The following is a 10,497-nucleotide window of genomic DNA, read 5'->3' on the forward strand; positions in this document are numbered from 1 at the left end:
GGAGCAGTGCGGCGTGAGGACGACGTTGTCCAGGGACGTGAACGGATGCCGGGCGGGTGGCATGCCGCCTCCTGGAGGCGCCTCCCACCACACGTCGATCCCCGCGCCCGCGATGGATCGGTCGCGCAGGGCGGCGAAGAGGGCGCCTTCGTCCACGATCGGGCCCCGTGCCACGTTGATCAGCAGCGCCGAGTCCTTCATGGCGGAGAGCTCGGGGCTGCCGATCAGGCCTCGCGTGGCCTCGTTCAGGGGTGCCGAGATGACGACGACGTCGGATGTCGCCAGTAGCCGGGTCAGCTCCGCCGTCGATCCCACCCAGTCGAGGACCAGGTCGGCAGGCGTCGGTCCCTCGGGATGACTCCGCACCGCGTGTACCCGCATGCCCAGCGCGGACGCGAGACGCCCCACCTCGGCGCCGATGGAGCCGAGTCCCACGAGGCCCAGCACCTTTCCCTCCAGCGTGGGATGGAACGGGACGTCCGGGGACGTCGCGATCGTCCTCCACACGCCCGCGCGCATCTCCCGGTCCACCGGGAGCACCCGACGTGTCAGCATGAGTGTCACCATGAGCACGTGCTCCGCGATCGGACGCGCATGGTGGAAGGTGTTCACCACCGATGCCTCCGGCCGGAGAGCGTCGAGCGCGATCTTCTCGAAGCCGGCACCGGTGACGTGCACCATCCTGACGCTGTGGGCGGCGGACGCCAGCTCCTCCGGGAGGCGGGAGCAGACGACGACGTCGGCGTCGCCCAGTGCCTCGAGCTGCTGCGTCGGATCCGAGTCGGCGGCCATGACCCACTCGTGGTCCCCGGTGGACCGCAGGACGGATTCGAACCGGCTGATGATCGGATCGGTCACGACCACCTTCAACGGGGAGCGGTCGCGGTTCACCACCGGGGGCTCGCCGGCTCGAACTCCGGGTGGAGGCTCTGCATGTACCCGGTGTCGTCGCGGCTCCGCAGCCCGCACTCGAGGTACTGCTGGTGCAGGGACTGCAACGCGTCCTCGTCGAGTTCGATGCCGAGTCCCGGCAGGGTGGGCACGGCGATGGAGCCGTCGACGATCTCGAGCGCGCCGGGACGGATGACGTCCTCGCCCGGTTCCTTCCACGGCCAGTGCGTATCGCAGGCGTAGTCGAGGTTGGGTGTGGCGGCGGCGAGGTGGACCATCGCCGCGAGACTGATGCCCAGGTGCGAGTTCGAGTGCATCGACAGGCCGAGACCGAAGGTGTCGGTGATCGAGGCCAGCCCCTGGGAGCGCCGCAGGCCTCCCCAGAAATGATGGTCGGACAGGATCACGTCCACCGATCCTGCCGCCACGGCCGGTGCCACATCGGCGAAACTCACGACGCACATGTTCGTCGCCAGCGGCATGGGGACACGCTGTCGGACCTCGGCCATGCCCGGGATCCCGGGCGTCGGATCCTCCAGGTACTCGAGGATCCCGGCGAGTTCCGTCCCCACTTCCACCGAGGTCTCCACGGACCATGCGGCGTTGGGATCGAGCCGGAGCGGTAGCTCGGGAAACTCGGCGCGCAGGGCCCTGATCGCCGCAACCTCCTGGTCGGGAGCGAACACGCCGCCCTTGAGCTTCAAGGCCCTGAACCCGTAGGTGTCGACCATGGTGCGTGCCTGCCGGACGATGCCCTCGGGATCCAGCGCCTCCCCCCAGGAATCCGGGGCGGCGCCGGGGTGGTTGGCCCATTTGTAGAACAGGTAGCCGCTGAAATCGACGGCGGTCCGGATGGCGCCGCCCAGCAGGTCGCTGACGGGACGGCCGAGGAGTTTGCCCTGGATGTCGAGGGCTGCGACGTCGAAGGGGGACAGGACGCGGTCGGTGGTGCTCGACCCCGTGACCATCCCGCTCATCCCGTGGCCGCCCTGGGTCGTGTCGGCGGCCAGGGCCGCCGCGACGCGGGCCCTCAGCTCGTTGATGTTGAAGACGTCGCAGCCGAGGACGGCATCCGCAGCACGGTGGAGCCGGGCAAGATGCGCCTGATCGCCGTACGTCTCGCCGAGACCGGAGACCCCTGCATCGGTGGTGACCTGCAGGATGGCGCGCAGGGCGAAGGGTTCGTGGACTCCTACCGTGTTGAGCAGGGGTGGGTCCCTGAACGCCACGGGCGTGATCTCCACGCGGGTGATGGACACGAGTCCGAGCGAGGTTTCCTGGGCGATGTGCTGACTCACTGTGTCTCCTACGGATGGAAGCGTCGACGCTGCTGCTCTGAGTCGACGGTAGGCCAGGATATTGATGCGCGTCCAAGCTAATGTGGACACCACCCGATGCAGGAAGGGTATCGATGTTCACTCTCATTCAGCTCCAGTCCTTCGTCGCGGTCGCCGAGGAGCTGCACTTCGGAGCAGCCGCCGAGCGCCTCAACATGACGCAACCTCCGCTGAGCCGCCAGATCCAGATCCTCGAGAGGGAGGTGGGGTCGCAGCTCTTCGACCGCAGCAGCCGGCGGGTGGAGCTGACCGCTGCCGGCACCGTGCTGCTCCCGAGTGCGCGGCAGATCCTCGATCTCGCCGCCAAGACCGAACTGGACGTCCGCCGGGTGGCCAACGGCAGTGCCGGATCGGTGACCATCTCGTACACGGCGATCGCGGGCCAGACCGCACTGCCGCAACTCCTGCGCCGGACCGCCGAGGAGCAGGCCGGAGTGTCCCTGGTGCTCCGCGAACTGGTGTCGACGGACCAGATGGACGGGCTGGTGAACGGCAGCGTGGACATCGGACTCCTGCGCCCCATCGTCGTCCGGCCCGGCGTCCTGACCCGCCCGATCATGCAGGACCGCCTGGTCATCGCGACACCCGCGGACAGCGACATCGCGGTGGACGGCGACTCCCTGCCGTTGAGCGCGCTCAGGGACAGCCCGCTCATGATGTACTCGACGGCCGAGGCGCGCTACTTCCACGACCTCGTGCTGCGGCTGTTCTCCAGCGCCGACGTCCACCCCCGGATCACGCAGTACGCGAGCCAGGTACCCGCCCTGCTCGCCTTCGTGCAGGCGGGCCTGGGGGTGAGCCTCGTTCCGGCGTCGGCCCGATCCTTCGCCCCGGCGGACGTCCGGTTCTACGAGATCGAGGACTCACGCACCGTCCGGAAGCTCAACCGCGTCGAACTGGACGTCGCGTGGAACGAGAACACCTCGAACCCGGCCGTCCTCAAGCTCCTGGACCTCCTGCCCTGAGCTGCGGGGTGCGGGTGCCGGCCTCAGGTCCCGCAGTAGGTCGTGTATCGCCCGAAGTCTCCCGGTGCCCCGGCGGCGTAGCGCTCCAGGCCGGGGCGCTCGTCGAAGGGTGCGCGGACGACGTCGACGAGCCGGTCGAGCGGGTCGAGGTTCCCCGCGGTCGCGGCCTCGAGGGCCTCCTCGACGAGGTGGTTCCGCGGGATGTACACGGGGTTCGCGCGGTCCATCGCGTCCGCGCCGGGGCCGAGCGCGAGCCAGCGCGCGGCCCACGCGTCGAAGGCCGCGACGTCGAGCACGGTGTCCCGTGCAGGCCGGGCGTCGCCGCGGACCACGGAACCGAGCCCCCGGAAGAAGGACGTGTAATCCACGTGGTTGTCCTGCAGGAGGGTCAGCACGTCATGGGCCAGCAGGGAGGCGACCTCGTCGGCGACGTCGTCGGGCAGTCCCAGCTTGGTCCTCATACCGGCGAGCCATGCGCCGCTGTAGCGGGGGCGGAAGGTCTCGAGCGCACCGACGGCGAGCTTCACCGCCTGCTCCTGGTCGTCGTCGAGCAGCGGTACCAGCGCCTCGGCGAGCCGGGCGAGGTTCCACTCGGCGACGATCGGCTGGTTGGCGTAGGCGTACCGGCCGCCGTGGTCGATGGAGCTGTAGACCGTGGAGTAGTCGAAGACGTCCATGAACGCGCAGGGACCGTAGTCGATGGTCTCGCCCGAGACGGTCATGTTGTCCGTGTTCATCACACCGTGGATGAAGCCGGCGAGCATCCACTGCGCCACGAGCGACGCCTGCACGGCCACGACCGACTCGAACAGGGCCAGGTACGGGCGGTCAGCGGACGCAGCCTCCGGGTAGTGCCGGCTGATGGCGTGGTCGGCGAGGCGCTGCAGGAGGTCCTGGTTGCCGGTCGCCGCCGCGTACTGGAAGCTGCCCACGCGGAGGTGGCTGCTCGCGATGCGCGCCAGGACGGCGCCGGGGAGCAGGGTCTCACGGCGCACCGCACGCCCGGTGGCGACGACGGCGAGCGAGCGGGTCGTCGGGATGCCGAGCGCCTGCATCGCCTCGCTGACGATGTACTCGCGCAGCATGGGGCCGACGGCGGCGAGACCGTCACCGCCGCGGGCGAACGGGGTGCGCCCGGCCCCCTTGAGGTGGAGGTCGCGCAGGCGGCCCTCGGTGTCGGTGAGCTCGCCCAGCAGCAGCGCCCGCCCATCACCGAGGCGCGGGTTGAAACTGCCGAACTGGTGCCCGGAGTAGGCCTGGGCCACCGGCGTGGCGCCCTCCGGCACCGAGGTGCCGAGCAGCAGGGCCAGGCCCTCGCGGGTGCGGAGGAACTCCCCGTCGAAGCCGAGCTCGGCCGCGAGCGCTTCGTTCAGGGCGAGCAGCTGCGGCTCGGGGGCCTCCTCCGCCTGCCAGGCCACTGCCATCTCGGGCAGTTCCCGCGCGAAGCGACCGTCGAAGGTGACCCTGGAATCTGTAGGCACGCTCATCTCTCCACCGTACGCCCGGCTCCTCGGGGTCTGTCACGCCCCGCAGCCGGTGCAGGACGCACTTGTGCCCGGCCCGGGTGGCCCTCCCGCTGCCGGGAACCCTACGATGGCCGACATCAGGCGCGGCCCTCGACGGCCGGCACCGGCAGTCTTCTGAAGGGTTCGCGGATGCCGAACGGCGACGACGCAGCACGGCGGCTTGCGGAGCGGATCCTGCGGGAAGCCGTGGGCGCACGCGTCATCTGGGACTTCGACGGCGTCGTCGGGCACACCGAGCCGCTGCACGAGGCGAGCTACCGGGACCTGGCGGAACGGCGCCATTACGAGTTCGCCGACGGTTTCTTCGGGGATCTCGTCGGGCACACCGAGCAGTGGATCTGGGAGCGTGTGATCTCCGAGGGTTTCCCGGCGTCCGAGCAGGAGATTCCCACGCTGCACAGCGAACGCGGCGAGGTGGTCGCCGCGTCCGCGCTGCATGGGCTGGACCCGTCCTGGCTCGCTGCCTCCCTCATGCCGGCCCTCGACGGCACGGCCTCCGAGCAGGTGGTGGTCTCCAACGGGGACCCGGACCTGATCGCGGCGCTGCTCGGGCAGTGGGGGCTCGCCCGGTTCGTCCGGATCGCCCGCCGCGAGCACGGGCGCGACAAGGAGGCGATCTTCCGCGACCTGTGCGTTCCACCCTGCGTCGTGCTGGAGGACAGCGACACCTACCTGGCGCTCGCGCGGACCGCGGGGGCCGTCACCGTCGGTGTCCGGCACTCCCACAATCCGCGCGCGGTCCTCGATGCGGACCTCGTCACCCACCTCTGAGGACCGGGGCGGGCTGGTCACACGAGGCTGGTCAGCCCGACCTGGGCGGCGACGGCCCGCTCTGCGAACTCGGAGAACCGGCGCGTCGCCGGCGAGAGGTAGCCGTGCTTCCGCTGGACGAGGGCGATGGTGTCGTAGAGGGGATCGGCGAAGGGGAAACTCCTCACAGTGTCCTCGCGCCGCAGGGACTCGAGGATGCCGCGGGCCATGAACGAGTCCCCTGCCCCGGCGGCCACGAGGCTGTAGGCCGTCTCCGCGTGCTCGACCTCCATGTCCGCCTCAATCGAGAGGCCCGCCAGGTTCGCCCGGTCCTGCAGCTGCCGCCGGGTGGGATCCTTCCACCCGGCATGCGCGTCGTAGAGGACGAGTTTCGCGGACGCCAGTTCGTGGATGCTCACCGGCCCGGCCTCGGCGGGCCGGGTGGAGGAGATGAAGCGCACCTCGTCCTGCGCCAGCTGGCGCACCTCGAGATGCTCGGTGTCCACGGGCAGCACGACGAGACCGCACTCGATCTCCCCGCTGGCCACCGAGGCCGCGACGACGTGCGAGTTCAGCCCGATCATCCGGACCCGGACGCCCGGGTACTTCTGGTGGAACTGCACGACGAGGTCCGCGAGGTCGTAGTTGGCGGCGTATCGCAGCACCCCGAACGTCGAGACCCCACCGTTGAGTGTCCTCAGTGCCTGCACGGCCTCGGACCCGCGTCGCGCCGAATTGACGCAGTCCAGTGCATGGGGATGCAGTTCCTCGGCCGCAGGAGCGGGGGAGAGGCCCTTGGAGTTGCGGGTGAACAGCGGCACACCCAGCTCCTGCTCGAGACGTGAGATCAACTCGGAGGCCGATGCCTGGCTGATCCCCAGCTCCCGGGCGGCAGCGCTCAGCGAGCGGCAGCTGTAGGCGGCGAGGAATGCGCGGAGCTGGTTCAGCGTCATAGGGGAAGGCTATATCCTGCATCGGCGAAGGGTGGGTTCCCCTATGCATCTTCCCGCCCTAGGCTCTGCGCATGGAACTAGACGCACACCACGCCTCCTTCATCGGAGGTTCCTACGAGTGCCTGAAGACCGCCGCGATCGGTGGAGTGCCGGCGCAGCGGCTGCCGAAGGTCGTCGAGACGGTATCGGAGATGCTGTCGGTCATCGAGAAGGGCGGGCGCGACGCCGTCACGGAGTACTCGCGGGTCCTCGACGGGTGGGGCGGAGGCGACGTCGAGATGGACGCGGACTCGCTGCGCCGGACCGGCGACGCCCTGACGCCGGAACTGCGCGCAGCCCTCGAGGCCGGTGCCGAGCGGACGCGGACGTTCGCCGGCCTGCAGCGCCGGCACCTGCAGGACTTCGAGGCGGAAATGATGCCCGGGGTGGTGGTCGGGCACAGGTACATCCCGGTCCAGCGCGTCGGCGCCTACCTGCCGGCCGGGCGGTTCCCCATCCTCGCCAGCGCCTTCATGACCGTCGGCGTCGCGAAAACGGCGGGCGTGCCCACGGTGATCGCCTGCTCCCCGCCCACCTCCCCGACGGCCGGCAATCCCGCGGTGTTCTACTCCGCCTATCTCTCGGGCGTCGACCGCGCCTTCGTGGTCGGGGGTGTCCAGGCCCTGGCGGCCATGGCCTTCGGGCTGCTGGGCGAGCAGCCGATGGACATGCTCGTGGGCGCCGGCAACGCCTACGTGACCGAGGCGAAGCGGCAGCTCTTCGGGCGGGTCGGCATGGACCTGCTGGCGGGTCCCTCCGAGGTGGCCGTCATCGCCGACGACACGGCCGATCCCGTGATCGTGGCGGCGGACCTCCTCGGCCAGGCGGAGCACGGCCCCCAGTCACCGGCAGCCCTCGTCACGACGTCACGGGACCTCGCCCTGGCCGTGATCGCCGAGGTGGACCGCCAGCTCGTGGACCTCAGCACGCGTGACATCGCCGGGGCCGCCTGGCGGGACTACGGGACCGTCTACGTCGCCGAGGACAACGCGACCGCCGTCGAACTCATGGACGTGCTCGCCCCGGAGCACCTGGAGGTCATCACCGCTGACGACGACTACTTCCAGCAGAACCTGACGAACTACGGCTCGCTCTTCCTGGGGCCCTGGTCCACCGTCGCCTACTCCGACAAGGGCATCACCGGGACCAACCACGTCCTGCCCACCGGTGGTGGCGCGCGGTCCTCGGCGGGACTGTCCGTGTCGAGGTTCCTGAAGCCCCTCACCTTCCAGCGCATCGATCGTTCCGCGACGATGCAGCTGGCCCCCCTGGTGTCCGAGATCTCCGCCTACGAGGAGATGGAAGCGCATCAGCGCACGGCCGACCTCCGCATCACCCGATTCGGGAACGACTCAGCATCGACCAAGGAGCAACCATGAACAGCAGGCGCGCACTCACGTCCTTCGCAGCCGGTGCACTGGGGATCGCACTCACCCTGACCGCATGCGGCGGTGGGGACTCCGGCGGCAGCGAGGGCGGCGGAGGCGACGGCGAAGCCATCGAGTCGATCACCATCGCCACCTCCAACGACGCTCCCTTCTCCTTCACGGACGACGCCGGCGACCTGCAGGGCATCGACGGCGAGATGATCAACTGGATCGCGGACAAGAAGGGCTGGGAGGTCGAGGTCTTCGTGTCCGAGTTCGCCACCCTGATCCCGGCCATCAAGGCAGGGAAGGCCGACGCCGTCGTCGACGCCATGTACATCACCGATGTCCGCAAGGAAGAGGTGAACTTCACGGACACCTGGTACCAGCAGGGCGAAGGCATGGTCGTCCCGGGTGATTCCACCATGACCAGTCGCGACGACGCCAAGGGCACCGTGATCGGCGTCCAGACCGGCACCACCTTCATCGAGCTGGCGGAGTCGCTGGAGCCGGAGGAGATCAAGTACTTCGACTCCCAGGCCGCCCTGCTGACGGCGGTCGAGAACAAGCAGGTCGACGTCGTCTTCACCGACGCCGCCGTCGTCGCCTACAGCCTGGTGCAGAACCCCAACGACGCCATCAAGATCGTCGACCCCTACGAGCCCTACTTCCCCGGCCTGATCGGTGCCGCCGTGCCGAAGGAGAACACGCAGCTGCTGGAGGAACTCAACTCCGGCCTCGCCGAGCTGAAGGCGTCCCCGGACTACATGGAGATCCTGACGAAGTACGGTCTGACCGAGAGCAACGCCGTCGACTGACCGTCCCGTCCCGTTCCACCGAGGTTGAGAGGAAGGCCCGGTCATCGAGTTCATCCAGAGCACGCTCAGCTACTTCCCGCGCCTGCTGGCAGCCGCACCGATCGTCATCCAGCTCGCCCTGGGGGCGATGGCCCTGGCGCTCGTCCTCGGGCTGCTGCTGGCACTCGCGCGGATCTCGAAGTCGAAGATCCTGCGCGGCATCGGCCTGGTGTACATCGAGGTCATGAGGGGCACGCCCCTCCTGGTCCAGCTCGTCTACATCTTCTTCGTCCTGCCCGCCATCGGGGTGAACATCGATCCGGTCCCGGCGGGGATCCTCGGCCTCGGCCTGAACTATGCGGCCTACCTGTCGGAGGTCTTCCGTTCGGCGATCCTCTCCGTCGAGGCCGGCCAGACGGAAGCCGCCCTGTCCCTCGGCTACACGCCCGGCCAGGCGCTGTGGAAGGTCGTCCTGCCGCAGTCCTTCATCGTGTCGCTGGGGCCGATCGGCAACTACTTCATCGCGATGGTGAAGGACACGGCCCTGACGTCGGTCATCGCCGTGACCGAGATCCTGAAGACCGCCAACGTCATCAACGCGCAGACGTTCGAGACGACGCAGGTCTACACGGCGGCCGCCTTGCTGTACCTGCTGATCAGCCTCCCGCTGTCCCGCATCGTGAGTGCCCTGGAGAAGAGAGCGAGGGTCCATGTCTGACGAAGTGATCGTGAGTGCGCGGGACGTCCACAAGACGTTCGTGGTGACCAAGACCCCGAGCCTGCTGCAGCGCCTGCGGGGGCAGCGGCGGGAGGTCAATCGGATCGAGGTCCTGAAGGGCGTGGACCTGGACGTCCACAAGGGCGAGACCGTCGTCATCCTCGGCTCCAGCGGGTCCGGCAAGAGCACCCTGCTCCGCTGCATGAACAAGCTCGAGACGATCGACGACGGCCGGATCCTGGTCAACGGCCACCTCGTGGGATACGAGGAGCGGGACGGGAAGCTCGTCGACGAGAAGGCGTCCATCACCGCGCGGAAGCGGACCGACCTCGGCATGGTCTTCCAGCAGTTCAACCTGTTCCTGAACAAGACCGCCCTCGGCAACGTGATGGCACCCCTGCAGGACGTCAAGAAGATGTCCCGGGACGAGGCGCAGCAGCACGCGCTCGAGAACCTGAAGAGGGTGGGGCTGCTGGACCGGAAGGACAACTACCCCTCGAGGCTGTCCGGAGGGCAGAAGCAGCGCGTCGCGATCGCCCGCGCCCTCGCCATGGATCCGAGCGTCATGCTGTTCGACGAGCCGACGTCGGCCCTGGACCCGGAACTCGTGGAGGAGGTGCTGGCGGTGATCAAGGCGATCGCCGCCCAGGGCACCACGATGGTGATCGTGACGCACGAGATGCAGTTCGCGCGGGACATCGCGGACATCATCGTGGTCATGGACCAGGGTGTCATCGTCGAGAAGGGGACGCCCGACGAGGTCTTCTTCCGGCCGAAGCATCCGAAGACCTACGCGCTGCTCCGGCGGTCGGGGCTGACCGTGGAACCTCCCGGGACGGCCTAGCACCCGGGCACCGGAGTTCCCTCCCGCTGTCTGGCCGCGACCGGGCGGGCGGCGTAAACTCGTAAGCCACCTGATGTTTCGGGTGCAGAGGCGGAATCGAAGGAGATCGGCATGGGCATCAGCAACATGGTCAAGAACGCAGCGGGCCGCTACCTGGGCAGGTCGGGAACCGGCACCACACCCACCACCGGTCGGACGCGAGGCGGCGGGATGAACGCCGGACGGCGCGGCACGCCGATGCCGTCGGGCAAGGTGGGCGGCATCCTCCGCAACCTGCTGAACCGGAGGTAGTAGCCGGGCCCGGGCGCTT

Annotated in this window: 11 protein-coding genes; 7 read left to right on the forward strand and 4 right to left on the reverse strand. The window is 69.0% G+C overall.

Features of this window, described 5'->3' with window-relative positions:
• Both CVO76_RS00225 and CVO76_RS00230 read right to left on the reverse strand, forming a co-directional pair.
• On the reverse strand, positions 1–858 hold an 858-nt coding region (locus CVO76_RS00225), incomplete at its 3' end, for a 2-hydroxyacid dehydrogenase (RefSeq protein WP_244186101.1).
• A 29-nt stretch (positions 859–887) separates the two neighbouring features.
• A complete protein-coding gene (locus CVO76_RS00230) occupies positions 888–2,189 on the reverse strand; it encodes a glucarate dehydratase family protein (protein ID WP_244186104.1) in 1,302 nt (433 codons plus the stop codon).
• Positions 2,190–2,302: 113 nt separating this feature from the next.
• Here CVO76_RS00230 and CVO76_RS00235 point away from each other — a divergent pair, with 113 nt between their 5' ends.
• On the forward strand, positions 2,303–3,193 hold the full coding sequence (locus tag CVO76_RS00235) for a LysR family transcriptional regulator (RefSeq protein WP_208740277.1): 891 nt from the start codon (positions 2,303–2,305) through the stop codon (positions 3,191–3,193).
• Positions 3,194–3,216: 23 nt separating this feature from the next.
• On the opposite strand, the gene CVO76_RS00240 is transcribed toward CVO76_RS00235, so the two are convergent.
• On the reverse strand, positions 3,217–4,680 hold the full coding sequence (locus CVO76_RS00240) for a protein adenylyltransferase SelO (RefSeq protein ID WP_208740278.1): 1,464 nt from the start codon (positions 4,678–4,680) through the stop codon (positions 3,217–3,219).
• Between the two features lie 168 nt (positions 4,681–4,848).
• Here CVO76_RS00240 and CVO76_RS00245 point away from each other — a divergent pair, with 168 nt between their 5' ends.
• Positions 4,849–5,490: an HAD family phosphatase gene (locus tag CVO76_RS00245; protein WP_208740279.1), complete on the forward strand. Its 642-nt coding sequence runs from the start codon at positions 4,849–4,851 to the stop codon at positions 5,488–5,490.
• 17 nt (positions 5,491–5,507) lie between these two features.
• On the opposite strand, the gene CVO76_RS00250 is transcribed toward CVO76_RS00245, so the two are convergent.
• Positions 5,508–6,422, reverse strand: coding sequence for a LysR family transcriptional regulator (locus CVO76_RS00250; protein ID WP_133080203.1), 915 nt, complete (start codon positions 6,420–6,422; stop codon positions 5,508–5,510).
• A gap of 71 nt (positions 6,423–6,493) precedes the next feature.
• On the opposite strand from CVO76_RS00250, the gene hisD reads away from it, so the two are divergent.
• From hisD to CVO76_RS00275, 5 genes are all read left to right on the forward strand, one after another.
• Complete coding sequence (gene hisD, locus CVO76_RS00255) at positions 6,494–7,840, forward strand: histidinol dehydrogenase (protein WP_133080204.1); 1,347 nt, start codon at positions 6,494–6,496, stop codon at positions 7,838–7,840.
• Entirely contained in the window at positions 7,837–8,646 is an 810-nt protein-coding gene (locus CVO76_RS00260) for an ABC transporter substrate-binding protein (RefSeq protein WP_208740280.1), read from the forward strand. The genes hisD and CVO76_RS00260 overlap by 4 nt, the downstream gene beginning before the upstream one ends.
• A 127-nt stretch (positions 8,647–8,773) precedes the next feature.
• The gene (locus CVO76_RS00265; RefSeq protein WP_208740281.1) at positions 8,774–9,343 is read left to right on the forward strand and encodes an amino acid ABC transporter permease; all 570 of its coding nucleotides are present in this window, start codon (positions 8,774–8,776) and stop codon (positions 9,341–9,343) included.
• Positions 9,336–10,187 (forward strand): amino acid ABC transporter ATP-binding protein, encoded by an 852-nt coding sequence (locus CVO76_RS00270; RefSeq protein WP_133080207.1) that lies wholly within the window; start codon positions 9,336–9,338, stop codon positions 10,185–10,187. Before CVO76_RS00265 ends, CVO76_RS00270 begins: the two co-directional genes overlap by 8 nt.
• Positions 10,188–10,298: 111 nt before the next feature.
• Positions 10,299–10,478: a hypothetical protein gene (locus CVO76_RS00275; protein ID WP_133080208.1), complete on the forward strand. Its 180-nt coding sequence runs from the start codon at positions 10,299–10,301 to the stop codon at positions 10,476–10,478.
• Positions 10,479–10,497 lie beyond the last annotated feature (19 nt).

The sequence above is a fragment of the Arthrobacter agilis genome (assembly GCF_002953615.1).
GTDB lineage: Bacteria > Actinomycetota > Actinomycetes > Actinomycetales > Micrococcaceae > Arthrobacter_D > Arthrobacter_D agilis_B.